This window comes from Flagellimonas lutimaris, from assembly GCF_003581615.1.
Classification (GTDB): domain Bacteria; phylum Bacteroidota; class Bacteroidia; order Flavobacteriales; family Flavobacteriaceae; genus Flagellimonas; species Flagellimonas lutimaris.
Window position 1 is genome coordinate 108,903 of the sequence record NZ_QXFH01000064.1, and the last position, 25,802, is coordinate 134,704.

A 25,802-nucleotide genomic window follows, 5' to 3' on the forward strand; every position below is an offset into this window, starting at 1 on the left:
ATGGCCTTCGATTTTCTGGTTCCCGTTAAGGACAAGGTATTGGCACATTCCGAATTGTTGCCAGAACAAGCATTGGGCAAGAATATCCATATGCACACGGAAAAGGATGGGCTTCCGGTATTCGCCCATGCCGATGTAGCCATTTTTGGCGTATTGGAATCCAGAAATGCCTTCGAGAAAAAACCAGAAAAACTGGATTTGGATGAAGTCCGAATCCAACTCTACCGGTTAATGATGGGTAATTGGAACTCTAATATTATAGATATAGGGGATGTAGAAGAGGGCGATACTGTTGAAGACACCTATTTTGTGGTAAAGGAAATTGTAGCTGGATTGCTTGAAGAAAATATCATACCTATAGTATTGGGGCTTACCCAAGATATTACTTTTCCCACCTATCGCGCTTTTGATCAAATAAAGAATATGGTGAATCTGGTATCCATTGATAGTCGTTTTGACTTTGGTGAGGACGATGAGCTCATTTCTTCACATTCATATATGAGTAAGATTATCACCGACAAACCAAACAATCTTTTTAATTTTTCAAACATTGGATACCAAAGTTATTTCAATGCACAAGAAGAAAAAGATTTGATGGAGCGTCTTTTTTTTGATGCTTATCGGTTAGGTGAAATAGTGACCAATATAGAATTGGCAGAGCCCGTATTGCGCAGTAGTGATATTGTAAGCTTGGATTTAAGGGCTATACGGGCCAGCGAAATGGGGATGACCCGTAATTTTTCCCCCAATGGTTTTACCGGAAGGGAGATATGTGCCATTGCCCGCTATGCAGGTATAAGCGATAAAGTTTCCTTATTTGGCATCTACGAAGGGGAAAATTCACATCAGGCATTCCAGATGATCGCCCAGATCATATGGTATTTTATAGAGGGCCTGAGTTATAGAATAAAAGAATACCCAAGCTCAAAGAGCGAAGACTTCACAAAGTTTACTGTACCCACGGACACGGAGGAATTGATCTTCTTCAAAAGCCATGTCACAGAAAGATGGTGGGTAGAAGTACCAACAATTTTAGCAGAACATACTAAATCAAATTCGGTGGCGTTATTACCTTGCACCGAAGAGGACTATTTGGATGCTTGCAACCAGAACATTCCTGAGAGGTGGTTCAAAGCCTATAGAAAAGGCTTGAACTAATTAAATTAATTTTTGACCATTAATTGTTTTTACACAATAATTCATTCAAAAATCAGTTTTGAGAATAATGAATCTGTGTAGTACAGTTAAAAATCTTGAATCGAATAATTTAACCTAAAGTATGAGAAAGCTATTCTTTTCATCTATAGCACTTGTTTTTTTGCTTACCAGTTGTGGCTCTAAATCAAGATCAAAAGGTGAACTAGTTGGGGTCCAGGGAAAAAAGTGGCATCCAGAGAAACCCTACGGAATGGAGCTGATTCCCCGAGGCGCCTTTGTAATGGGTAAAGCCGAGGAGGATCAGGCAAAAGTATTGAACGCTCCCACAAGAACGGTTACCGTTCGTTCATTTTATATGGATGATACGGAAATCACAAATAGTGAGTACCGACAGTTTGTGGAGTGGGTCAAGGATTCCATTGTAAGGACAAGGTTGGCCATTTTGGCCGATGAGTTAGGTATTAGCCCAGAAGATGAGGGTATAGGTGAGTACGCCTTTAAGGATACCGATACGACAGAACTTTCGGCATACGATAAATATATGCTCGATAATTATGCAGGTCTTGGAGAGACAGGTTATGAAGGACGGGCATTGAACAAAGATGTTGACCTTGTATGGGATACTTCTGAATATCCCGATGAGTACTATGCTGAGGTAATGGACTCCATTTATCTTCCGGAAGAAGAAAGTTACAATGGATTGAGAAGTGTTGATGTTACCAAAATCAAGTACAAGTACAACTGGATGGATATTGAAGCTGCTGCCCGAGCAAGATCTGGCAGTAGAAAAGATTTCATTAAACAAGAAGAATTGGAAATTTATCCAGATACCACGGTGTGGATTCGAGATTTTGAATACAGCTACAATGAGCCAATGCACAATGATTATTTCTGGCACGACGCCTATAGTGATTATCCTGTGGTAGGGGTGAACTGGATGCAGGCCAAAGCTTTCTGTAACTGGAGGACCAAATTCAAAAACGACGATCAGAAAAGCCGAGGGAAACAGTTCGTAAACCAGTTTAGGTTGCCTACTGAAGCCGAATGGGAATATGCCGCCAGAGGTGGAATCGAAGGAGGTACATATCCTTGGGGTGGTCCATATGTGATCAGTGACACGGGATGCTTTATGGCCAACTTTAAACCACAACGTGGGGATTACGCGGCCGATGCTGCCCTATATACGGTAGAAGCAAAATCTTTTGAACCCAACGATTATAATCTGTACAACATGGCCGGTAACGTATCGGAATGGACAAACTCTAGCTTTGATGCCGGTGCTTACGATTACTTATCCACCATGAACCCTAACATTGGTTCTCAGGATAATCAGCGTAAGGTTATTCGCGGTGGTTCTTGGAAAGATGTAGCATACTTCCTTCAGGTTAGTACAAGGGATTATGAATACCAAGATTCCGCAAGAAGCTACATCGGATTCAGAACGGTTCAGGATTATATGGGAGAAGAAGATTCTACCGACGGAAGAAGCGGATTATAAAAAAAACAACGAGAGAACATTATATAAACAAGTAAGAGTAGTAACCAAATACTTATTTTTTATATAACTTAATTAAAACTAGAATTATGGCGCAGTCAAAATCAACAAAAAAGCTGTTTAACATGGCCTACGGGCTTGGAGCATCGGTAGTAATTATTGGTGCATTGTTCAAGATCCTTCACTGGGAGTTTGGACCACTTACAGGTGGACTTCTTCTTGCAGTTGGACTTATAACTGAAGCATTAATCTTTGCTATCTCTGCATTTGAACCAGTAGATGATGAATTCGATTGGTCTTTGGTATACCCGGAATTGGCCGGTGGAGAAGCAGATGCTTCCAGAAAACAACAAGCTAAGGATGCTCAAGAAGCTGAAGGACTTCTTTCCAAGAAATTGGATAGTCTTCTTAAAGATGCTAAAATCGATTCTGAACTTTTCTCCAACTTGGGTGAAAGTATCAAGAGTTTTGAAGGTGCCGCCAAGAATATCACTCCTACAACAGATGCTATTCAGCACACTAAAAAATACTCTGAGGAACTGTCTCATGCAGCGGCTCAAATGGAATCTTTGAACAGCTTGTACAAAGTACAATTGGAAAGCGCAAGCAGACAAGCTTCTATTAACGAAGAAGTTGTGCAGAATGCAGGTGCGCTGAAAGACCAAATGGAGTCTTTGGCGACTAACCTATCTTCTTTGAACGGAGTATACGGTGGTATGCTTACAGCCATGGGTGGTAAAGTCTAATTAGAGGTTTTCAAATCAACAGAAAACAAACCAAATCAAATTAATTATTAAATCTAATTAGAATAACATGGCAGGAGGAAAACAAACACCACGTCAGAAGATGATCAACCTTATGTACTTGATCTTCATCGCGATGTTGGCACTTAATATGAGCAAGGAAGTACTTGCCGCTTTCGGACTAATGAACGAAAAGCTGGAAACTTCCAACACCAATATGGACTCCAACAACTCTAGCTTTTTTGCTAGTTTGGAAACCAAAGCTTCTGAAAATGAAGAAGAGTATGGGGAACTGTATAAAGATGCTCAACAGATCAAAGAACTTTCAGATTCTTACTACAATTATTTGGAAGGATTGAAAAAAGAAATGACCGCAGATTTGGAAGATCCAAAAGACTATGTGGTTATGGACAAGTCTGACTACTTGGACCAAAAATTCTTTCAGGGCGACAATTTGGGCCCAGAAGGTAAAAAGTTCATGGACCAGATCAATAATTATCGTGAAGGCGTAGTCAATGCTTTGCCAGAAGGTGAATTTGAATCATTGAAATCAGCAGTTAAAACTCGTTTTGCAACCAGTGATGGTAAAAAAGACGACGGTAAAGTTGAGAAGCGCGATGGCACACGTCAAGATTGGATCAACTATCACTTTGAAGGGTTCCCATTGGTAGCCTCTTTGACCAAGTTGACCCAATTGCAGGCCGATATCAAAACTACTGAGCAGGAAGTGTTGAAAACCCTTTTGGAAGGTGAATTGACGGAAGCTGTATCCTTGACCAATTTCGCAAGTGCTTTGTCTGCTCCTAAAACGGCATACTATTCAGGTGAAAAGTATGATGGTAAGATCATTGTTAGTAAAACTGACAAGACTTCTACTCCAGTAGCTGCAGAATTGACTTTGGACGGAAGAAAATTGACCGAAGGTAAAGACTACGAATTGGAAGCTGGTGGTATCAAAATGTTGATCAGTGCTGGTGCACCTGGTGACCACACCGTTAAAGGTACCATGACTTTTATGCAAGATGGTGAAGAAGTGCCAGTAGAAGTAAACAATACTTTTGCGACAATTTCTATGCCTAACGCAGCGGTTATCTCCGCAGATAAGATGAACGTGGTTTACCGAGGTGTTGCTAACCCAATGACCATTTCCATTCCTGGTATCCCTGATAACAAGGTTAGAGCTTCAGCTCCTGGTTTGTCCAGAAGAAGCGGTAGCCAGTATATCATGAACCCAGGTACAGGAAGATCGGTAACTATTACCGCTTCTGGAACATTGCCTGATGGTAAGCCGATTTCAAGTAAAAATGAGTTCCGTATTAAGGATATTCCAAGACCAAGCGGTACTGTTCGTGGAGAGTCTGGTAGCATCAAAATGCCTAAGAACAACCTTGAAATTGCAACGGTTAGTGCTATGTTGGAAGACTTTGATTTTGACTTGAACCTTGCTGTAAGCCAGTTTAAGTTCAAAGTACCTGGTCAACCTACTGTAGTTGTCAATGGAAACAAATTGGACAACAGAGCTAAATCTGCACTTAAAAGAGCGGGTAGAGGTGAGTCTGTCCAGATATTCGATATCCAAGCTTATATTACAAACAACAAGAGCTACAAGTTGAAAAAAGTATCTCCTGTAGTGGTTGAGCTTACAAACTAAGAAGTATAAAAAGTATACAAGTGATCATGAATTGGAAAAACGCATTATTAATTGGATTGTTGGGCATGTTGCCAGTATCAATCATGGCGCAGGCAAATATTTTAAATGCCAAGCTGCCCGACGATATAGGTAAGAAAACCCAAGCTCAGATAGAGCAAGATGCCGATGAGCCTTTAGAGTACGGTTATGTGGATGATAGGGATATCCTTTGGTCCAAAACAGTATGGGAAATCATTGATCTTGACGAGCGAGTTAACTTTCCATTGTATTACCCAACCGATACCATTGGTATTGGAAAGGATAGAAGGTCACTGTACCACGTTTTGATGAAAAACATCAGAAATGGAAACCTTACCGAGGTTTATGCAGACTCCTACTTTACTGAAAAGAGAAAATTGTCCGACCTTTCGGCGACCTTGAGCAAAGTGGATACCACAGACCTAGGATACGAGCAAGTAAATGCTGGAGAGCAGGTTTCCCCGGAGTTTATCAACAAAAGGGATCTTACCGCAGCAGATGTTGAGGAGTATCGTATAAAGGGAATCTGGTATTTCGACAAGCGTCAAGGAGAGCTTAAGTATCGCTTATTGGGAATTGCACCCGTTGCACCCGATGTAAACTTCATTGATGATGAGTCTATAGATCCGGGGCAGAACAAGGTAGAATTGTTCTGGGTTTGGTTTCCGGCGGCACGTAAAATTTTGCACGATGCCAAGGTGTACAACCAACGTAATTCTTCAAGACCCATTTCTTTTGATGCGTTGTTGAACGCACGTCGTTTCAACGGTGTTATCTACAAAGAGGAAAACGTTCACGAAGATCGCGAAATAAGCGATTATATTTTTGATAATGCATTGTTCCAGCTCTTGGAAGCCCAAAGAATCAAAGAGGGCATACGAGACAGGGAGCAAGATATGTGGGCGTATTAATCGTTCATAGAATTTTCCAATTCAATATAGCAAAACGCCGCACCTATAGTGCGGCGTTTTTTTGCATTAAACTGAAGGTTTAATGACTGAGAGATCAATCAGATGCCTAATTTTGCGGTATGTTGGATTATATAGTAGTAGGTCTGGGTTTGGCAGGAATCTCTTTTTGTGAAGTTCTGGAAGAAAAAGCAAAGAGCTTTAAGGCAATCGCCGATGAGTCGCAACAGGCTTCCCAAGTGGCCGGAGGCTTGTACAATCCCGTTATTTTGAAGCGATTTACGATGGCATGGAAAGCCAAACAGCAGTTGGAGTTGGCCAAACCATTCTATCAACACTTGGAGGAAAAACTTGGTGTTAAATTAGATCATGAACTTCCAGTACTACGAAAATTTGCGTCTATAGAAGAACAAAATATGTGGTTCGAAGCTTCCGACCGACCAGATTTGAATTACTTTCTATCTACCAAAATTTTGCCGAACAATAATCCAAAAATTGATGCACCACATGGTTTTGGAAAGGTAAAATATACAGGGAGGATTGATACGGGTACTTTGGTTAGGTCCTATAAAAGCTATTTGGAAAAGAAAGGTCAATTTTTAAATGAGTCTCTTGATTTCGATGCCCTCTCCATTTCAGATGAAGGTGTGACTTATAAAAATATTACCGCCAAAAACATTGTATTTGCATGTGGTTATGGTCTTAAACAGAACCCATATTTTGGCTATTTGCCGTTGAACGGAACCAAAGGGGAGCTATTGATCATTCATGCACCCGAATGCAAGGAGGAAAAAGTAATTAAATCATCCGTGTTTACCATTCCCATGGAATCTGACATGTATTTGGTGGGAGCTACTTATAAATGGAAAGATAAGACCAATACCCCCACAGAGGAGTCTAAGAACGAACTCTTGGAAAAACTGAAAACTTTTTTAAAATGTGATTTTAAGGTTGTTGGCCATGTAGCCGGTATTCGTCCAACTGTGGTGGATCGCAGGCCCTTGGTGGGTGGGCATCCAGAACATCAAAATATGTATGTTTTAAATGGCTTTGGTTCTAGAGGAGTGCTTATTGGGCCATATGCCTCAAAACAATTGTTTGATCACATTGAAAGCAAAACCGACTTGGACCCCGAAATGGATATCCAAAGATTTACCAAAAAATACTACGGCAACTAACCTTTTATAGGTTGATGCTTTTGGACCGCATTAGGGTCGTATTTAACAAAGAAATTGATCCAAATGTTTCTGGACAATCGAATAATTAACGGCATAAAAGCAATCATGGTGCCCACTATCGCAATAAATGTGGTTGGCAAAGAAGCGCCCAGGAACAAAAAAGAAATTACAAAGGCGGCAACAGCGAAAGCAATACCAACGCCATAGCTAACGTACATGGCGCCATAAAAAAAGGATGGCTCAATTTTATATTTTAAACCACAATGGGAGCATCTTTCGTGCATGTGAAAAATTTTGGAAAGCGCATAGGGATTAGAATTCTCGTACATGCTCTCTTCTTGGCACCTTGGACAGTTTCCTGTTAAAATGCTGTACATTTTGGTTCCTTTTTTTAACATTTGCAGGGTTTTTGTGCAAAAGTATAAATTCGCCAACTAATGTATTGTAATCAAGGTCACATAAAATGTTAAACATTCATAATCTTTCAGTAGCCTTTGGAGGAGAGTATCTGTTCGAGGAAATATCGTTTCGTCTCAACGGAGGGGATAGAGTAGGTCTTATTGGAAAGAATGGAGCAGGGAAATCCACCATGCTTAAACTTCTCGCCAAGGAAATGCCTTTGGATCAAGGAACCATAGCAATGGAGAAAGATGTAAGGATCGGTTTTCTTAAGCAGGATATCGACTTTGAAGAAGGCAGGACCGTTTTGGAAGAATCCTATCAAGCGTTTTCGGAAATTAAGGCATTGGAGCTCAAGCTTGATGAGATCAATACCGCTTTGGCGGAGCGCACCGATTATGAAAGCGAGGGTTACCATCAGCTTATGGTGGATTTAAATGATGTAACGCACCGATATGAAATTTTGGGTGGATACAACTACCAAGGGGATACCGAAAAGGTGTTACTGGGATTGGGTTTTAAAAGAGAGGACTTCAATAAGTTAACGGATACCTTTTCCGGAGGATGGCGTATGCGTATTGAGTTGGCTAAGCTTTTGCTTCAGAACAACGATGTGCTTCTACTTGATGAGCCTACAAACCACTTGGATATAGAATCGATTATATGGTTGGAACAATTTTTACGAAATTTTCCCGGTGCCGTAGTGATTGTTTCTCACGATAAAATGTTTTTGGACAATGTGACCAATCGTACCATAGAAATTTCTTTGGGCAGGATTTACGATTACAACAAACCTTATTCCCAGTTCTTGGTCCACCGAAAAGAAATAAAGGAACAGCAGCTAAGTGCCCAAAAAAACCAAGAAAAACAAATACAGCAAACCGAAAGGTTGATTGAAAAGTTTAGAGCAAAATCCAGCAAGGCTTCCATGGCACAGTCCCTTATCAAAAAGTTGGATAAAATGGAGCGTATCGAAGTAGATGAAGAGGACAATAGTGTGATGAACCTCCGGTTTCCTGTTTCTGTAAACCCAGGGAAAATTATTGCCGAGTTGGACCATGTTGCAAAAAACTATGGTTCCAAAAAAGTATTGGAGGATATTGACCTTATGGTGGAGCGTGGAAGTAAAACCGCCTTCGTGGGTCAAAATGGGCAGGGGAAAACCACTTTGGCCAAAATTATGGTGGGCGAACTGGATTATGAGGGGGACTTAAAAATTGGTCACAATGTACAATTGGGATATTTTGCCCAGAACCAAGCCGAATATCTGGATGGTAACAAAACCATCTTGGATACCATGATTGATGCGGCCAATGAGAAAAATCGGAGTAAGGTTAGGGACATTTTAGGGTCGTTTCTGTTTAGGGGAGATGAGGTGGATAAGTATGTAAAAGTACTTTCTGGAGGTGAAAGAAATCGATTGGCCTTGGCCAAAATGCTTTTACAACCCTTTAATGTGTTGGTAATGGATGAACCTACCAACCATTTGGACATCAAATCAAAAAATGTACTCAAACAGGCGCTTCAAAATTTTGAGGGAACATTGATTCTGGTTTCTCATGACCGTGATTTTCTTCAAGGATTGACCGATAGGGTATACGAGTTTAAGGATGGTGGAATAAAAGAATATTTGGGAGATATCGATTTCTATCTGGAACAGCGTAAGATGGAAGATTTCCGAAGCGTAGAAAAAGGCGATCAAAAAACAGAAGATAAACCCCAAGTAAAAACCAAGGAAAATGATTATCAGGCTCAAAAGAAGCAAAAATCCTTAAAAAATAAGCTCAGTGGAGTCGAAAAGAAGATTTCGAAACTGGAAAAGGATATTGCCGATATTGATCATGACTTGCTCATGGACTACGATGCTACGATAGCAAAACCTGATTTTTTTGACAATTACGAGGGTAAAAAGAAGGATTTGGAATCCTTAATGGAAGATTGGGAAAACCTGTCCCATGAATTGGAATTACTGGAATAAAGCAACAATCCAAATTTTTCACAACGTTTTCTTGCTAATTCACAACATAATAGGGTGAGTTCACCGATTATATTTGTAAGGTAATTCTTCTTTATCGTAATTTGTAGGTAAATTCTTTACATGTAAATAAGTATTCAATGATGAGAACAGCCATTTTTTTCGTTTGTTTGGTGTTTTGCGCTGGTATAACCTTTGCCAGTGGGCAGGTTTCTCCTAAAGAAAAATCTGCATTGGTAGATTTATACAATAGTACCAATGGCAAGGAATGGAATACTTCATGGGATCTTAATGCCCCAGTTAATACTTGGAAGGGCATAGAAATTAAGGATGGGCATGTAGTTGGAATAACACTGTTTATGAACAATTTGAATGGAGTTCTTCCAGAAAGTATAGGAAATTTGAAACATCTTGCCAATTTAAATTTAGCTTTTAACCAGATTACAGGCGTGCTTCCCAAGGACATAGTCAAACTCCACAATTTGAAGATTTTCCGTTTGGAGATGAATCGAATCAAGGGAGCAATTCCCACAGGAGTTGGTAATTTCAAGGAATTGGAAGTTTTTTCCATGTTCAACAACTTTTTGAGCGGTCCTATTCCAGAGACGTTTGGAGAGCTTAAAAACTTAAAAGAATTAAATCTTTCTAGTAACAATATAAAGGGTGTAATTCCCAAATCAATAGGTAAGCTTTCAAACTTAAAAGCCCTTGGCCTTTTTGAAAATAGGTTGGAGGGTGAGATACCTTCCGAGATAGGAAATTTAGTGGAGTTAAAAGAGTTGGTCTTGTCCAACAACCAATTGGGTGGTGAAATACCTGAGGAGTTTGGACAGTTGGCAAGTTTGGAAATACTGCAACTTCAAAATAATCAGTTCAATTCTCTCAATGTTCTCCATAACATGAACACACAACAGTTTTTAGTTTTGGATACTGATGATAAGTCCTTGAATCCTAGATTTAAAGATATTCAATTTGAACGTACTCGAATGGCAGATACCAAATTCGAGGATGAAGAAGAAAACGAGTAGTTAGTTATTACTTTAGTTTGTTTGGATGGGGATGCCGTTTGGGGTCCCCTTTTTGCATTTGACCAGGTTTAGAATGTATTTTATGAAATATTTAACCATTGTAAAAAATGTAGAGAATAGATTTGCAGTGATTAAACCAACTAACGCATGCGAAAGCTTATTATATCGGCGGTTGCCGGTGGTATTATCATTTTTGCTTCCTTGTACTTTGCAGGTGTGATTGCCGATAGCAAGGATAATAGAAGGCCGCCTTCCCAAAAGGTGGTAAAGACCGTTTTTGTTGATACGGTTAAAAATACAACTGTGCCTATTATGGTGCCTGCAAATGGAAACCTTAAGGCAAAAAAGCGCCTAGAACTTTACTCAGAGGTTCAAGGTGTTTTTAGACCTGGCAGTAAATTGTTCCGAACTGGACAAGAGTATACTGCTGGACAAACCCTGATCAAAATAGATGCAAGCGAATACTATGCTTCGGTGCAATCGGCTAAAAGTAACCTGTACAATTTACTTACTTCCATAATGCCCGATTTACGGTTGGATTATCCTGAGATTTACCCAAAATGGCAACAATACCTAAATGGATTTGATTTGGAAAAAACTACTCCCGATCTACCAAAAATGGATTCGGAAAAGGAAAAATTCTTTATAACCGGTAGGGAAATCATCACGAACTACTATAATGTTAAAAATTTGGAGCAGCGCCTGTCCAAGTATACCATATCCGCTCCTTTTACCGGGGTTTTGACAGAAGCTTTGGTCACTGAAGGTACCTTGATCCGGTCTGGGCAAAAATTGGGTGAGTTCATCAATACAGGATTGTACGAATTGGAGGTTTCCGTAAGCAAGACCTATGGAGACTTTTTGAAAGTCGGAAAAAAAGTGGAACTATCCAATTTGGAAAAGACCCAAACTTTTGTTGGAGAGGTAACTCGGGTTAATGCCAGTGTTGACCAAAACTCACAAACGATAACCGTATTTATTGAAGTAAGTGGAGACAACTTAAAAGAAGGTCAATACCTCGAAGCTAAGCTCGAAGCCAAAGAAGAGGCTGATGCCATTGAAATTAATCGTTCCCTATTGCTGGAAAACAACCAAATTTTTGTGGTAAAGGATTCGATTTTGGATTTAATGGATGTAAAGCCTGTATTTTTTACGGATAAGACTGTGGTACTCAAGAATGTTCCAGACGGAGAAGTAATAGTGGCCAAACCATTAACTGGTGCCTATGCCGGCATGTTGGTGAAAGTTTTTGAAGAAAGTAAATCCTAAACCTCCTCAGCCATGAGAAAAATCATCTCGTATTTTATTAAATACCACATGGCAGTAAATGTCGTTATTTTGGCATTTTTTGTTTTTGGGGTCGTGGGGATACTTTCCTTAAAATCATCCTTTTTTCCGCTTAACGAAGCGCGGAATATTACTATCAGTATTGTCTACCCAGGGGCTTCACCGCAAGAAATTGAAGAAGGTATCGTCCTAAAAATTGAGGATAACCTAAAAGGGCTTGAAGGGGTCGAAAGGGTAACCTCTACCTCAAGGGAGAACAGCGGTACAATCAATGTAGAGATTGAGAAGGAAAGAAATGTTGACTTTATGCTGTTGGAAGTCAAAAATGCAGTAGATAGGGTGCCAACCTTTCCTACTGGAATGGAGCCTCTGATTGTTGCGAAGCAACAGCCCGTTAGGCCTACAATAAGTTTTGCCGTAAGCGGAAAGGATGTACCCTTGGCCACATTAAAGCAAATTGGCCGTCAAATAGAAAATGACCTGAGGGCAATTGATGGGATTTCTCAAATTTCAGTTTCTGGTTATCCCGATGAGGAAATCGAGATTGCCGTTGATGAGAACAGTCTTCTTGCTTATAACCTGTCCTTTAGTGATGTTGCGCAAGCGGTTTCCAACGCAAACATTTTGGTTACCGGAGGTAATATCAAAACCGTAACCGAGGAGTATCTTATCCGAGCCAACAATCGCTCATATTATGGCGACGAACTTTCCAATATAGTTGTTCGTGGTGATGCGGCAGGGCGTGCCATTCGGCTAAAGGATGTGGCAACCATTAGGGATAGGTTCTCTGAAACGCCCAATGCCTCCTATTTTAATGAACAGTTGGCGGTTAACATTACAATTACCAGTACCAATACCGAAGATTTAATGGGCTCCGCTGAGAATGTGAGGCAGTACATTAAAGATTTCAATGAAAAATATACCAATGTTCAGCTGGATGTAATTGATGATCGATCCATAACATTGACACAGCGTACAGAACTTTTGACCGAAAATGCCATCGTAGGTATGATTTTGGTATTGGTGTTTTTATCCCTCTTTTTAAATACTAGATTGGCATTTTGGGTGGCCTTTGGACTACCTATCGCATTTTTGGGAATGTTCATTTTTGCCCCCATGTTCAACGTAACGATCAATGTATTGTCCTTGTTCGGGATGATTATTGTTATTGGTATTTTGGTGGATGATGGAATTGTGATCGCAGAAAATATTTATCAGCATTACGAAGATGGAAAATCACCTGTAAAAGCAGCATTGGATGGAACAATAGAGGTACTTCCACCGATTATTTCCGCTATTATCACAACAGTTTTGGCCTTCTCCATATTCTTGTTCTTGGATAGCCGCATTGGTGAATTTTTCAGTGAAGTATCCGTGATTGTGATACTTACATTGGTGGTGTCATTGGTAGAGGCTTTGATTATATTGCCAGCTCACTTGGCACACTCCAAGGCACTCCATCGTCATAAGAAGGAACCCAAAACAAGTATAGCCAAAATTTTTGCGGAGCTTAGGGTAATCAATAAAATAGGAGATAAGATAATGAACTTTATGCGGGACAAATGGTATAGTCCTGCGCTCCGCTTTATGTTGAATTATAAGATTTTGACTTTTGCCCTGTTCTTTATGGCATTGGTTTTAACCTTTGGTTCCATTGGTGGCGGTATTGTTAGAACATCATTCTTCCCTAGGGTGGCCAGTGATCAAGTATCCATTGAGCTTACCATGCCCAACGGTACCAACGAAAAAGTAACGGATTCCATTATAAGTCTTATTCAAGAAAAAGCGCATATCGTAAACCAAGAACTTACCGATAAGTATTTGCAAGGCATGGATAAAATGCTTTTTGTAAATATGATCAAGGATTTGGGACCTGGATCTTCCGCGGCCAGTTTAGAAATCAACCTTTTGCCGGGAGAGGAGCGCCCAGATGGCATTCGTTCCGATATGGTTACTACGAGGCTAAGGGAACTGGTTGGTCCTGTAATTGGCGTGGAAAGTTTAATATATGGGTCTGGCGGTAATTTTGGAGGTAGTCCGGTTTCCGTATCCTTGTTGGGAAACAACATTGCCGAGTTAAAAGCTGCCAAGGAAGAACTCAAGCAGGCTATGGAAAGCAACGCCAACCTAAAAGATGTTACCGATAATGACCCTGCCGGTATAAAAGAAATAAGATTACAGTTAAAAGAAAATGCATATTTGCTAGGATTGGACCTTCGTACGGTAATGAACCAAGTCCGAGGCGGATTCTTTGGAGCACAGGCTCAACGTTTTCAAAGGGGACAAGACGAGATTAGGGTTTGGGTACGTTATGATCGAGAAAATAGATCTTCTATTTCCGATTTGGATGAAATGAGGATTTTGGCACCGAGTGGAGACCGTATTCCATTAAAAGAAATAGCAACCTATACCATTGAAAGGGGAGATGTAGCCATCAATCACCTTGAAGGAAGAAGAGAAATTCAAGTATCTTCAGACTTAACAGATCCCGAGACCACTAGTGGAACCGATGCAATGTTGTGGATACGAAATGAGGTGCTGCCGGATATTTTATCAAAATATCCATCAATATCACCCTCATACGAAGGGCAGAATAGGGAAGCCAACAAGTTGATAGGATCCTTAGGTTTTGTTGGGCCCATTGTATTGTTTCTCATATTTGTAACCATAGCCTTCACTTTTAGGAGTTTCAGTCAACCATTGTTGTTAATTTTTATGGTGCCATTTAGTTTGACCGCTGTGGCATGGGGACACTGGATACATGGTTTTCCGATCAACGTTCTTTCCATGTTGGGAATCATTGCATTGATTGGTATTATGGTGAACGATGGGCTGGTGCTCATAGGTAAGTTCAACATCAATCTGCGCACTGGGATGAAATTTGATGATGCATTGTACGAAGCAGGTCGTTCCCGTTTTAGGGCTATATTTTTAACTTCAGTAACCACAATAGCCGGTTTGGCACCCTTACTTTTGGAAAAAAGCCGTCAAGCCCAATTCCTTAAACCTATGGCCATTTCCATTGCTTATGGGATTGCTTTTGCCACTTTATTGACATTGCTTATGCTGCCATTGCTTTTATCCTTTGGAAATAATGTAAAGGTCTTTGCCAAAAGGTTGTGGACCGGGGAAAGCGTTACAAAAGAAGAAGTGGAACGAGCTATTCGCGAACAGCATGAAGAAGAGGAGATGGAAGCGGATAGCGTTGCATTAAACGGAACCGATAGTAAACACGTTTCTCATAATGGAGAAGAAACCTCAAAAGTAGCAGAAGAGACCACATAATGAAAAGCATTTTTTATACAGTATCCCTAACGTTATTGTTATTTGGTCCTTTGGCTTATGCCCAAGACCAAATGCTCACAAAAGAAGAGGCCATTGATTTGGTTCTGGAAAACAACTTGGATATCCAAGTGGCACGTAATACCAAATTGATTGATGACAATAATGCCGATATCCTCAATTCAGGCTATTTGCCCAGTGTAACAGGAAATGCAAGCGGAAGTATTGATAAACAAAATTCTGAAGGTGTTTTGGCCAATGGGGATACGCGCACAGCGGAAGGAGCCGAGACTAGAAGGTATAATGCTGCGGTAAATGTAAACTATACCCTGTTCGATGGATTGGGTAGATATTACAATTATAAAAGTTTTAAAGAAAGGTCACAGCAATCAGAACTTGAGGTTAGACAGACTATTGAAAATACCATTCTACAATTGTTTACGGTCTATTATGAAGCTGCCCGCCTTACAGAGAATACAGCTACCTTGGAGCAAGCTTTGGAAATTTCAAAAGATAGGCTTAAAAGGGCCCAGTATCAATTTGAGTTTGGGCAGAATACCGGTCTCGATGTTTTGAATGCAGAAGTGGATATTAATACGGACAGTATCAATTTGTTGAATTCACGTCAGCAACTCAGAAATACCATGCGAGACCTGAATTTAATTCTGAACAGGGAACTCTCCTCCCAATTTTCCGCCGATACAACGGTCAATTTTGTCCCCGAGCTTCAGATGGAAAGCATGTTCAATGAAGCCCAATTAAACAATGTAAGGCTTCAAATTGTGGAAAAGGACCTTAATATGGGCCTTAACGATATTAGGGTGGCCAAAAGCGGTTATTTACCTACCATTGGTTTGACTGGAACGTATGGTTGGAACGAGTCCAACAACAACAGTCCATTGGCATTTGTACTTCAAAATACATCTACTGGAGTAACAGGAACGGTTAATCTTACCTGGAATTTATTTGATGGGGGTTCTACCATTACCGGAATAAAAAATGCAAAAATTGCTTATAAGAATCAGGAAATAGCGAAAAAACAGATAAAGTTAGAGGTTGAACGAGATATACGTAATGCTTGGGACAGTTATACCAACGCATTATATGTCTTGGAGGTACAGGAGAAAAACTTGCAGACCAATCAAAACAACTTCAATAGAACAGATGAGCGTTACAAGCTTGGACAAGTAACTTCCATTGAATTCAGGCAGGCCCAGTTAAATCTGTTAAACGCAGAATTGGCCAAAAGCCAGGCAAAGTACAATGCAAAATTGGCGGAATTACAAATGCTTCAAATTAGCGGCCAGTTGCTCAACGTTGATTTTTAACTATGTACGAGCATTTTTTTCAATGTCCGTACTGTTGGGAAGAAATCTCCTTCTTATTGGATGTCTCTGTATCTCAACAGACCTATGTAGAAGATTGCGAGGTGTGCTGCAATCCCATTGAAGCAACTGCCAAATTTAATAATCAGGAACTTGCTTATTTTGATGTTAAGGAACTAGGGCAATAGAACCTCATCCTCTATTGATAAATTCTTACATAATCAATTTCAAAGATATCTTCGGTAAAAGTTTCGGGCAACTCTCCACCCAGATTTCCACCTATGGCAATGTTCAGAATTAAATAGTGTCCGTGATTGTATGGTTTGTCCTTTGTATTTTGTAAATCAAAAACCAAAGTATCGTCAACATAGGTCTTTATACTTTCGCTATCCCATTCCATAGCGTAAATGTGATATTCGTTAGATGCATTGGGAACAGTTGCTTCTCCTCCAGTGTTCCTATACTCTTTAGTTTTTAGGTCGCCCCAATGGAAATGGGATATCGTTTTGTTTTTGTCCCATCCAGTTTGTTCCATAATGTCTATTTCTCCGGAGAGTGGCCAACCTACTTCACCATATTGATCTCCAAAATAGTTGCCCGTTTCGTTTACATTGGCACCCATGGTCCAAATTGCTGGCCAAGTTCCTGCGGTGCTAGGCAATTTTGCGCGAACCTCTACGCGTCCGTAGGTAAAGATAAATTTGGAATTCAGCCTTGCCGAGGTATATTCTTTTGTACTACCATGATAAGAGTACTTTTCCTTAATGGCCCTGATTTTTAGCGTACCATTATTTGTATATGAATTTTCCTCACTATCCGTATAGTGTTGTAGTTCATCATTATACCAGCTACCATTATTGGGGGGAATTATTTGGTGATGCCATTTTTGGTTATTGGGTCTACCCTCGTATTCAAATTCATCGGCAAAGACCAATGTCCTATACTCGGTATCCTGATCATGGTTGTTAAAGACAGCTTTATCTTGGCTTATCAACCCAATAAAAACGAAAAATAAGATGAAAGTTCTCAACAGCTAAATTTTAATCATTTATCAAAACTAATATACCAAAATGATTTTAGTAGAATTTATGTTAAGTAAACCATGGAAGCAAAACTGTTCAGCAGTTATTGGAATGCTTTCTTTTCCCGTACTTTTTGTGAATATAAAATTGTAATTCCAATGCCTGCGCCTATACAAGCTAGAATACCACCTACTATACTGGCATAGTTAACCCCAAGACCAAAGACCATAGGTAACCCACCAAAGTAGGCGCCCGAGGCATTACCCATGTTAAATGCGCTTTGATTCATGGAAGAGCCTAATTTCTCGGCACCTTTGGCAGCTTTAATAATAGCTATTTGGATTGGTGCAGTAATAGAAAAGGTGATAACGCCAACAATAAAGCTGAGCACAAATATGGCAACACTATTGCTTGCAAAAATGGAATTTAATATTAGCACAGTTGTCATAGAAAGCAGGCTTATGACCACTGATTTTACAGGATTGAAGATTTCAACCATTCTTGCTCCCAAAAAATTACCAAAGAACATTCCAAGACCAGCGACTATCATAACATACCCAACGTTGGCTTCGGGTAGTTTTGTTACCGAAATAACCAATGGGGCAATGTAGCTGTACCAGGCAAAAAAACCGCCACTACCTATGGTGGTCAAAGCTATCAAAGCCCATAATTTCTTGTTTTTTAGAACAGGAGAACTACTCTTAGCTTCTAGGTCATCAATTTCTTCAAGATTCTCTTTGGGCATCCAAAAATAAAGACTGGACAATGTAGCTACGCCAGCAATACCAACAAGTACAAACGAATAGCCCCAATGCCACTCTTGTCCAATATAAGTGCCCAATGGAACCCCTAAAATATTGGCAACGGTCAATCCGGAAAACATAATGGCCATGGCTTGGGCAGCCTTGCCCGGTTTAGCCAAATATCCAGAAACCACCGCGCCAATACCAAAAAATGCGCCATGTGGCATGCCGGATAAAAAACGGAACATCATCATTACCCAATAGTTGCCGGAAAAAGCAGATAGCGTATTAAAGACTGTAAACCATAACATTAAGAACAACAAGGTTCTTTTGGGGTTTAGGTTATTTGTGATGCGTGCCATTATGGGAGCACCTATTACAACACCTAAGGCATAAATGGCGATAAAATGGCCGGCTTTAGGTATGGAAATTTCCATGGAGTCCGCAATATTGGGAAGAATCCCCATGATTACAAACTCTGTAAGTCCTATGCCAAAGCCTCCTATCGCAAGTGATAAAAGGGCTTTTTTATTGGTTGATCGAGAAGTGCTGTCCAAGTCTGTTTTCTTAAGATGCAAAGGTAAGTCCTAAGAAATGAAAGAGGTGCAAGGATATTCGCTAAATTATATTTTGAATTGTCATGGAAGAATAAAAAAACAGCCTTGAGGATTGGACTAATTCAAATACATTCAAAAAATGAAACAAATACTTTTGAAAAGATATTTTGGGTTCAAGGCTGTTTTGAAGATTACTTTTTACATACCCTAAACTACGCCAAAACTGTGTTTTTTTCGGAAATCCTCAACAACAAGTACCGATGCCGATTTACAAGAACTATTTTTAATATAAAGCGAAAGGCCCGTTCCAATTGGAACGGGCCTTTCTTATTGAACAATATATAAAAATCAATTGATACAGGGAGACGGGTTAGGCCCAAAAGGTCCTAACACTTCGCCATCCGGAGTTTCAATGGTGTAAACATGTTCTTCTTCAAACGCACCACTAGTATACGAAATAACCAACTCACTTCCGTCCGGTACATCAACATTGAATGTTGCTGCATCACCACCGGTAAAAGTATAGTCGGTCGCCACACCATCAATTTCGAAAGTGACAAAGGCACCGTCCCATCCATCACCAAAGAGATCTTGCATTTCAATTACCCATGTTCCTGGTACGGTGGTTCCAGAAATTGGAGAACATTTGACCAGTACAATGAAGTTAAAGGCTTGTAATTGTTCTGGTTGCCCAGTTACTGTGGAGCTGTAGTTTTCTGCAGTTGTTACAGTGCCATCAACTCCAGTGGATTTTCCTAAGAATCGGATAAAATCACCTCCAGAGATGTCATCTACCGTTATGCCCAAAGCACTTGCTATGTCCGTATATGGTATTGAAATATCACTTGGGAACTGTGTTATTGTGGTTAAGGATATAGTGTCGGTAGAGACCCCTCCTGATTCCAAAGTCACGCTCAACTCCCAAGAGGCAACATTGTCGCTTGCGTCATCAACAGTTCCTGAAAGGCTTGAAGAGGCAAGGTCACCTTTGGCCACAATGGTCTCATCCAGTACGATTCTTACATACGGAGCAGCTGAATCCTCCAATTCGAAGACATTGAGCGGGTTTTTGTCGTTGTCCTCGCATGCTGCAATTCCCAGGATCAGGAGAACAAGACCGAATATATATTTAAAGTTACTTTTCATCTGTATTGTTTTATAGTTAGAAATCAATCAACGAATCCTTCAGGGTTAGTGTCCCAGAAAACCGGAGTACTCGGAGCGCTTTTCTGTGTAATGTTCGTGTTGCTGTCCGCTGCGGTTTGTGAATACCACATAGATCTTAGGAAAGTTCCTGGATCTGGAGTAGTAAATGCAGGTGTTAGATTATCTGGTTGACCAGTTCTTCTGTAGGTGTTGTAAGCTTCTATTCCGTTGCACCACAAAGCTATAAAGTATTGCTCGACAATAATGCGAAGTTTATCTGTATCGTCTCCAGCATCATAGCTAGCTAAAATTTCGGCAACATGTGCATCTATGTCAGCAGTGCTAGGCTCGAAACCTGAGCCACTGGCCAGGGATGCACCAAAATCGACCACTGTACCAATGGATTGTCTGATTCCTGTTTCTAGATAGTCTCTGGCATTACCAGTTGTGTTCAATGTCAATGATGCTTCCGCCAACATGAAATAAGTGTAGGATGACATTAGGATGGGTGATATACCTGCTCCTGCCAATCCTTCGCTTACAGCTCCGGAACCGGATACATTTCTATATGAATTATCATCGAAAGGTCCCCCAACAGGATATGTGCCATGTAATGTTCTGAAGGCGTCATCTGGTGGAATACCATCATCATCTAAATGGTTTCTTCCCCAATACCCGCTTAAACCATTGGTTGAGGGCACTAAACAATAGGGCTCTGTTGGGTCCCACCAAGCTGGTAACGATATTTCTGTAACACATTCTTTGGTAATCACATCGGCACCTGAAAAATCCTCTTGTTGTCGGTAAAAGTAGTACCGTATTCTTGGGTCAGGTTCACCATACTGATTGGCCATCAAATTCATGTAATAATTGGAGGTGTAAAAATCCGAACTTGGTCCGGCACCATCATAGTTGGCATCAAAATAGGGATGTCTACTATCTGGTGAGGCATTGTTGGTGCCCCACTGGAAGAAGAAATCATCGGAAGAATCCAAAATTAATTGGTTTCCACTGATCAACTCGTTGATGCGAGAAGTAGAAACCGATGCCCCAAAACCTTCCGCACTGGCCAAGCGTGTTTGCAAGTAAAGTTTTAAACGCATAGTATTGGCAACTTTTCTCCATTTACTTTCGTTCCCATTGTAGAATAGGTCATCGGAAGGCAATGATGTTTCATCTTTGCCGAGGTTCGCAAGGGCATCTACCAAAAGCTGATCTGCTGCTTGGTATATGGACGCTCCCGAATCCACGGCGGGATTCAAAATTCCTTCACCACCTGAAACAGCTTCAGAATAAGGTACATCTCCAAAGAAATCTACCATGGACATCATGATATAGGCTTCCAGAATTTGCCCAATGGCAACATGGGTAAACTGGCCAGCTTCTTCCGCTAGAGGGTTCATAGTTCTAATATCGATTAATGCTCTTGCATAAACATTGTCCCAAACCCTATCAAAATTATCTGGATCATAGTTCTCACGATAGGTTGGGCCAAAACCATGCTGCATTCTTACAGGTTCCATGCCGAATTGGCTAAGGCCATTTTCGTTACGGCCTTCTTCACCGGAATGGATTTGCGCGGTCATGAGTTGTATTTGATTTAAAAAGAAATCAACACTCGCCTGCGAAGGGTTTAATGCATTCGGACTCTCCACCACATCCAAGGAAGTGGTCTCACAGCCCAGCATAACTGTCAGTGCAGCGATTACAAGACTGAGTATATTTGATATTTTTTTCATAATATATTTTTTGATTCTAGTTAGCTGCTATTAAAATGATGCTCTTACAGTAAGACCATATCTTCTTGTTGATGGTCCGGTAAAGAAATCGATTCCCTGCCCGTTACCAACACCTGTACTTGAAGAGTTGGTGTCGTAGCGAACATCATCAGGGAAGTTTACCGCTTTGTACCATAGATTGGAGCCGGAAAGTGTTAGAGATAAACTACCAAAAGGTGTTTTATCCAACATTTTCTTTGGAATAGAATATCCTAAGGAAGCTTCTTGCAACCTGATGGTAGTACCGTCAAAAATATTTACTTCGTTTATTCCGCCGGCAAAAAAGGTGTTAAACCCAAACTCAGTGGCAGTGATGGCTACATTGTTAGGGCTGCCATCGGCAAAAACTCCTGGTAGAACATAATTGGATTCCCTATGGATGGGATCATCTGCATCAACAACACCGCGACCAATTAAACCTGCTGTGGTTACCGAGTAAACATCGCCGCCATGACGATACTGTAGATTGGCCGAAAGTGTGAAGTTCTTAAAGGTTATTGTTGGAATAAGAGCAGTGGTCCAATCGGGATTTGGATCCCCAATTTCAGTGATATTGTTGTCCACTAAATAGCGCCCGTTGCTACCTACTACTTTGTTTCCATTTTCATCTCTTTGAATTGTACTTCCCAACAATACACCAAATGGTCGCCCTTCTACGGCATAGTTGGCTGCTTCACCTGAAACTGCAAAAGTTAAAAGAATATTGTTGGTTCCTTCTGCCAAGTCTGTTACAGTAGTTTCACTCGCTGTAAAGTTACCGGCAAGGTTAAAACCTATTCCAGCTTCACTTTCTCTTAAAAGGTTAAGATCGTAATCTACTTCGAGCCCTTTGGTCTCTACTTCACCAATATTCACAAAAGTGGAACGGAAGCCTGTTGAGCTATCCAAAGTACGATTGGTGATAAGGTCTGTAGTGGATTTTTGGTATAAACTCACATTAAAATTGAGCCTGTTGAACAATCTAGTGTCCAAACCAATTTCCAACTCTTGTACTCTTTCTGGTGACAAGTCTCTGTTACCCAGTACATCGGAAACGGTATTTCCGGAAACTACGTTGCCATTGGCATCTACAAAGGTTCTAGCACCTAATGAAAGTACGTCCCTTGTGTTGAATGGAGTAGGGAAGCCTGCGGAGGATCCATAACCCAATCTAAGTTTGGCATAGTTCAGTACATTTCCTTGTAATGCAGGAAACGCTGTTGTTGGGATAAACGAAAGGCTGGCTCCAGGATAGAACAAGGAATTGTTTTCCCTTTCCAAGGTTGAGGACCAGTCGTTTCTTCCAACGACGTTTAAATAAAGTAAATCTTTATAGGATAGTGTGGCATCCAAATAAACACCAACCAGGTTTTCTTCAAAATTCTGGTTTAAATTGGATCCGGAGAAAGAGTTAACGGAAGATGGAGTTGTAAAGTTATAGTGTTCCAACACTCCAAAAACCAATTGGCCTTGACTTTCTATACCATCTTGTGCATAGGTGTCCCTTCGACTATTGGCACCAAAAGTTGCAGTAAGATTTAAATCTTCTGAAAGACTTTTTTCTGCACTCAGGAGAAGGTCGTGGTTCCAAATGGAATTCCTTACCGAGGTTGTTCTTAGAATACCTAAGGTTGGTCCATCAACACCACCTCTATTCTGTCCATAAGAGTTTAACTCAGTATAAGTATCTAAACCTACACGGTAGGTAAGGTTCATCCAATCGTTAATGGCATAGCTCATGGAAACGTTTCCTGTAAAACGATCCGTTTCCTGAGACGTTTTTGAATTGGCTACTGTCCAATAAGGGTTTTGGATGTCGTTTCCTGAACGATAGTAAAGGCTCCTTCCGTCTGCCGCTTGGAAAGGGATATTGGTTAAATCTACACTCCTCGGGGTATATAGTACGTCACCGAATATTGCAGAACCATTAAAAGCGGCCCCACTACCAGTACTTACTGCATTTGGAGGGGATTTATACCCAGTTCTTGCAAAGTTGAACACTCCTGATACGGTAAAATTGTTGGATAAGGCGGCATTGCCCCCTAAACTAAAGTTGTTACGCAACAATTTATTACCTGGAGTAACCCCTATGTCCTCTGTACGGCCATAGTTTGCATTGAAGTTTACTTTTTCCGAGCCTCCACGAACATTAACAGATGTGCTGTATACATATCCTGTTCTAAAGAACTCTTCAACACCGTTATAAGGTTTATAAGGGTACTCATCATCTAGGAAATCCTCGTAACCAGCAATCAATGTTGGGTCTGCGATATAGTTGAATGGGTGTTGTAGAATGGCAACACCGTTGGGACCAGTGCGAATAAATTGTCCTGCACTAGCTACACCATCATCATCAGTTCGGTCAAAACGTGGCCCCCAGTTACTAAAGAAATATCCAAACCCTTGGTGGAATCCACCTCCATAGTTGTCTTGGAACTTTGGAAGTACAGCATTCGACATGAATACAGACTGTGTAACGGAAACCTCGGTTTTTGATGGAGCATCACCAGTTGCTGCCCCTTTTGTAGTAATAAGGATTACCCCGTTTCTACCGCGGTTACCGTACAATACGGTTGCACTTAATCCTTTAAGTACACTTACACTTTCGATATTGTTGGGGTCTAGGTCCAAAAATCGGCTTGACTCTGTATTTCCATCCAAAAAGTTGCTCTGAGTGTTTGTTCCAGAATCAAAAGGAATACCATCCACAATAAATAAAGGTTGGTTGGATTGTGTGGCTGAAGAGTACCCACGAATAATAATATTGGTACCCGAACCGGACATTCCGTTGTTGGAGGTGATATTAACCCCTGCAACCTTTCCGTTCAAAACACGGGCTACATCAGCTTCAGGTCTGGATTCAACCTTTTCGGAGTCAACAGTGGTCACGGAGTATCCCAAAGACCGTTTTTCCCGAACAATACCCTGGGCAGTTACTACTACCTCCTCCAGTTGGGATGCATCTTCTTCCATTTGTACATCAATGGTGCTCCCGGCGCCAATACTTCTTTCTTGCGTTCTTTGACCCAAATAGGAAAATACAAGAACATCTCCTACACTGGCTTCAAGGGCATAGTTACCGTCAAAATCGGATTGCGTACCCTTTACGGTACCCTTAACAATAATGTTTACACCGGGCAAGGGTACCCCTTCTTGGTCGGTAACCGTTCCGGTAACCGTTTTTTCTTGAGCATGGGCAAATGCTATCGATAGACACATGGCCAACAATGCTCCAAACAGTTTCTTTACTTTCATACGAATAAAGTTTTGTTAGTAATTTGAAATGAGTTAGGGCAACTGAGAAAGGTGGACGGCGCTAGGAAAATGATAGCTAATTCAAATAATACTTCTGGGAAGTGAACAAAACTCAATGGATTTTGTCTTTTTAAGAAGTAGAGCCTCTCACCGCCCTACCTTTACAATTGCATAACAAATCAACCTATATGAGCTGTAGAACAGGTACTTTTTAAACGGCAAGAACCTTAAAAACATGGATGCCCATGGGGAAGTACCCTTTTTAACACCTCAGAATTAATTTTATAATCTTTTGATAATGTGGCATAAAAAAACCTCTTGAATTTCAAGAGGCTTTTTGTGAATAGCTTTAAGCGATTTAATGGGTGTGCTACGCCATTTGTATTTCCTGCTGTTGCCCAACGAATCTGATGTTTGCGGCAGCTCTATAGTCGTTGGGGCTTAGCCCGGTAATTTTCTTAAATGCGCTATAAAAACTGTTTTTGCTGTTGAAACCTACTTCATACATAATGGCCTTTACACTTAATGTTGGGTTTGAAACCAGCAGTTTTTTTGCTTCCTTTATTCTGTATTCGTTTAAAAAGGAATAAAAGTTTTTGGAGAGATAGGTATTGATTACTTGTGAAACTTTGTACCGATTTTCTTTAATATGTCCGGAAAGAATGTCGAGACAAATGGTATTGTTCCTGTAGATCTTGTCCTCTTCAAAAGCTTTTTTGATTTTACTTTGAATCGCCAAGGCTTCTTCTTCCGTTAATCCAGACTTCTTGTACTTTTCATGACTGTTTGAGGGGTCAGTAGTCTGGTGCTCCTGCCCAATGTACTTAAAAACGAGTTGCTTTAGTAGCCGTTTCATATGATTGATGATTTTTGAT

The 25,802-nt window shown here is 40.6% G+C and carries 19 protein-coding genes; 12 read left to right on the forward strand and 7 right to left on the reverse strand.

Translation table 11 applies throughout. From position 1 onward, the window contains the following. The 6 genes from D2V08_RS02810 (at position 1) to D2V08_RS02835 (ending at position 7,151) form a co-directional block, all read left to right on the forward strand. Positions 1 to 1,158, forward strand: a complete 1,158-nt coding sequence (locus tag D2V08_RS02810; RefSeq protein WP_119606592.1) for a formimidoylglutamase — start codon at positions 1 to 3, stop codon at positions 1,156 to 1,158. 121 nt (positions 1,159 to 1,279) lie between these two features. Next, the gene (porK, locus tag D2V08_RS02815; RefSeq protein ID WP_119606593.1) at positions 1,280 to 2,656 is read left to right on the forward strand and encodes a T9SS ring complex lipoprotein PorK/GldK; all 1,377 of its coding nucleotides are present in this window, start codon (positions 1,280 to 1,282) and stop codon (positions 2,654 to 2,656) included. Between the two features lie 86 nt (positions 2,657 to 2,742). Continuing rightward, positions 2,743 to 3,399, forward strand: a complete 657-nt coding sequence (porL, locus tag D2V08_RS02820) for a type IX secretion system motor protein PorL/GldL (RefSeq protein WP_119606594.1) — start codon at positions 2,743 to 2,745, stop codon at positions 3,397 to 3,399. Positions 3,400 to 3,466: 67 nt separating this feature from the next. Beyond that, on the forward strand, positions 3,467 to 5,047 hold the full coding sequence (gene porM / locus D2V08_RS02825) for a type IX secretion system motor protein PorM/GldM (RefSeq protein ID WP_119606595.1): 1,581 nt from the start codon (positions 3,467 to 3,469) through the stop codon (positions 5,045 to 5,047). A gap of 26 nt (positions 5,048 to 5,073) precedes the next feature. Then, the gene (gene porN, locus D2V08_RS02830) at positions 5,074 to 5,976 is read left to right on the forward strand and encodes a type IX secretion system ring subunit PorN/GldN (protein WP_119606596.1); all 903 of its coding nucleotides are present in this window, start codon (positions 5,074 to 5,076) and stop codon (positions 5,974 to 5,976) included. A gap of 119 nt (positions 5,977 to 6,095) precedes the next feature. After that, positions 6,096 to 7,151 (forward strand): NAD(P)/FAD-dependent oxidoreductase, encoded by a 1,056-nt coding sequence (locus D2V08_RS02835; protein ID WP_119606597.1) that lies wholly within the window; start codon positions 6,096 to 6,098, stop codon positions 7,149 to 7,151. Here the strand turns inward: D2V08_RS02835 and D2V08_RS02840 are convergent. Further along, entirely contained in the window at positions 7,148 to 7,549 is a 402-nt protein-coding gene (locus D2V08_RS02840) for a DUF983 domain-containing protein (protein WP_119606598.1), read from the reverse strand. The two genes, D2V08_RS02835 and D2V08_RS02840, sit on opposite strands and share 4 nt — an antisense overlap. Positions 7,550 to 7,614: 65 nt before the next feature. Between D2V08_RS02840 and D2V08_RS02845 the strand changes: the two genes are divergently transcribed. The 6 genes from D2V08_RS02845 to D2V08_RS02870 all read left to right on the forward strand — a co-directional run bounded on the left by D2V08_RS02845 (position 7,615) and on the right by D2V08_RS02870 (position 16,635). Beyond that, complete coding sequence (locus D2V08_RS02845; protein ID WP_119606599.1) at positions 7,615 to 9,528, forward strand: ABC-F family ATP-binding cassette domain-containing protein; 1,914 nt, start codon at positions 7,615 to 7,617, stop codon at positions 9,526 to 9,528. Positions 9,529 to 9,665: 137 nt separating this feature from the next. Next, positions 9,666 to 10,553: a leucine-rich repeat domain-containing protein gene (locus D2V08_RS02850; protein WP_119606600.1), complete on the forward strand. Its 888-nt coding sequence runs from the start codon at positions 9,666 to 9,668 to the stop codon at positions 10,551 to 10,553. A 147-nt stretch (positions 10,554 to 10,700) separates the two neighbouring features. Beyond that, positions 10,701 to 11,822 carry an efflux RND transporter periplasmic adaptor subunit gene (locus D2V08_RS02855; RefSeq protein ID WP_119606601.1) on the forward strand — a complete coding sequence of 374 codons (1,122 nt, stop codon included), beginning with the start codon at positions 10,701 to 10,703 and terminating at the stop codon, positions 11,820 to 11,822. Between the two features lie 12 nt (positions 11,823 to 11,834). Beyond that, complete coding sequence (locus D2V08_RS02860; RefSeq protein WP_119606602.1) at positions 11,835 to 15,125, forward strand: efflux RND transporter permease subunit; 3,291 nt, start codon at positions 11,835 to 11,837, stop codon at positions 15,123 to 15,125. Beyond that, positions 15,125 to 16,450 carry a TolC family protein gene (locus D2V08_RS02865; RefSeq protein ID WP_119606603.1) on the forward strand — a complete coding sequence of 442 codons (1,326 nt, stop codon included), beginning with the start codon at positions 15,125 to 15,127 and terminating at the stop codon, positions 16,448 to 16,450. The genes D2V08_RS02860 and D2V08_RS02865 overlap by 1 nt, the downstream gene beginning before the upstream one ends. Before the next feature lie 2 nt (positions 16,451 to 16,452). Next, positions 16,453 to 16,635 carry a CPXCG motif-containing cysteine-rich protein gene (locus D2V08_RS02870; protein ID WP_119606604.1) on the forward strand — a complete coding sequence of 61 codons (183 nt, stop codon included), beginning with the start codon at positions 16,453 to 16,455 and terminating at the stop codon, positions 16,633 to 16,635. An 11-nt stretch (positions 16,636 to 16,646) separates the two neighbouring features. Here the strand turns inward: D2V08_RS02870 and D2V08_RS02875 are convergent, their stop codons facing one another. The 6 genes from D2V08_RS02875 to D2V08_RS02905 all read right to left on the reverse strand — a co-directional run bounded on the left by D2V08_RS02875 (position 16,647) and on the right by D2V08_RS02905 (position 25,783). After that, positions 16,647 to 17,477 (reverse strand): glycoside hydrolase family 16 protein, encoded by an 831-nt coding sequence (locus D2V08_RS02875; protein WP_245980473.1) that lies wholly within the window; start codon positions 17,475 to 17,477, stop codon positions 16,647 to 16,649. 95 nt (positions 17,478 to 17,572) lie between these two features. Next, positions 17,573 to 18,790, reverse strand: a complete 1,218-nt coding sequence (locus tag D2V08_RS02880; protein ID WP_245980474.1) for an MFS transporter — start codon at positions 18,788 to 18,790, stop codon at positions 17,573 to 17,575. A gap of 327 nt (positions 18,791 to 19,117) precedes the next feature. Then, on the reverse strand, positions 19,118 to 19,915 hold the full coding sequence (locus D2V08_RS02890; RefSeq protein WP_119606608.1) for a hypothetical protein: 798 nt from the start codon (positions 19,913 to 19,915) through the stop codon (positions 19,118 to 19,120). 23 nt (positions 19,916 to 19,938) lie between these two features. Continuing rightward, positions 19,939 to 21,654: a SusD/RagB family nutrient-binding outer membrane lipoprotein gene (locus D2V08_RS02895; protein ID WP_119606609.1), complete on the reverse strand. Its 1,716-nt coding sequence runs from the start codon at positions 21,652 to 21,654 to the stop codon at positions 19,939 to 19,941. A gap of 30 nt (positions 21,655 to 21,684) precedes the next feature. Next, positions 21,685 to 24,927, reverse strand: a complete 3,243-nt coding sequence (locus tag D2V08_RS02900) for a SusC/RagA family TonB-linked outer membrane protein (protein WP_119606610.1) — start codon at positions 24,925 to 24,927, stop codon at positions 21,685 to 21,687. A 370-nt stretch (positions 24,928 to 25,297) separates the two neighbouring features. Further along, positions 25,298 to 25,783 (reverse strand): helix-turn-helix domain-containing protein, encoded by a 486-nt coding sequence (locus D2V08_RS02905; RefSeq protein WP_119606611.1) that lies wholly within the window; start codon positions 25,781 to 25,783, stop codon positions 25,298 to 25,300. Positions 25,784 to 25,802: the final 19 nt, after the last annotated feature.

What these genes read in the sequence shown, in the direction of transcription:
- D2V08_RS02810 (WP_119606592.1), top strand. Translation starts at nt 1, where the DNA reads ATGGCCTTCGATTTTCTGGTTCCCGTTAAGGACAAGGTATTGGCACAT.
- porK (WP_119606593.1), top strand. Translation starts at nt 1,280, where the DNA reads ATGAGAAAGCTATTCTTTTCATCTATAGCACTTGTTTTTTTGCTTACC.
- porL (WP_119606594.1), top strand. Translation starts at nt 2,743, where the DNA reads ATGGCGCAGTCAAAATCAACAAAAAAGCTGTTTAACATGGCCTACGGG.
- porM (WP_119606595.1), top strand. Translation starts at nt 3,467, where the DNA reads ATGGCAGGAGGAAAACAAACACCACGTCAGAAGATGATCAACCTTATG.
- porN (WP_119606596.1), top strand. Translation starts at nt 5,074, where the DNA reads ATGAATTGGAAAAACGCATTATTAATTGGATTGTTGGGCATGTTGCCA.
- D2V08_RS02835 (WP_119606597.1), top strand. Translation starts at nt 6,096, where the DNA reads ATGTTGGATTATATAGTAGTAGGTCTGGGTTTGGCAGGAATCTCTTTT.
- D2V08_RS02840 (WP_119606598.1), bottom strand. Translation starts at nt 7,549, where the DNA reads ATGTTAAAAAAAGGAACCAAAATGTACAGCATTTTAACAGGAAACTGT.
- D2V08_RS02845 (WP_119606599.1), top strand. Translation starts at nt 7,615, where the DNA reads ATGTTAAACATTCATAATCTTTCAGTAGCCTTTGGAGGAGAGTATCTG.
- D2V08_RS02850 (WP_119606600.1), top strand. Translation starts at nt 9,666, where the DNA reads ATGATGAGAACAGCCATTTTTTTCGTTTGTTTGGTGTTTTGCGCTGGT.
- D2V08_RS02855 (WP_119606601.1), top strand. Translation starts at nt 10,701, where the DNA reads ATGCGAAAGCTTATTATATCGGCGGTTGCCGGTGGTATTATCATTTTT.
- D2V08_RS02860 (WP_119606602.1), top strand. Translation starts at nt 11,835, where the DNA reads ATGAGAAAAATCATCTCGTATTTTATTAAATACCACATGGCAGTAAAT.
- D2V08_RS02865 (WP_119606603.1), top strand. Translation starts at nt 15,125, where the DNA reads ATGAAAAGCATTTTTTATACAGTATCCCTAACGTTATTGTTATTTGGT.
- D2V08_RS02870 (WP_119606604.1), top strand. Translation starts at nt 16,453, where the DNA reads ATGTACGAGCATTTTTTTCAATGTCCGTACTGTTGGGAAGAAATCTCC.
- D2V08_RS02890 (WP_119606608.1), bottom strand. Translation starts at nt 19,915, where the DNA reads ATGAAAAGTAACTTTAAATATATATTCGGTCTTGTTCTCCTGATCCTG.
- D2V08_RS02895 (WP_119606609.1), bottom strand. Translation starts at nt 21,654, where the DNA reads ATGAAAAAAATATCAAATATACTCAGTCTTGTAATCGCTGCACTGACA.
- D2V08_RS02900 (WP_119606610.1), bottom strand. Translation starts at nt 24,927, where the DNA reads ATGAAAGTAAAGAAACTGTTTGGAGCATTGTTGGCCATGTGTCTATCG.
- D2V08_RS02905 (WP_119606611.1), bottom strand. Translation starts at nt 25,783, where the DNA reads ATGAAACGGCTACTAAAGCAACTCGTTTTTAAGTACATTGGGCAGGAG.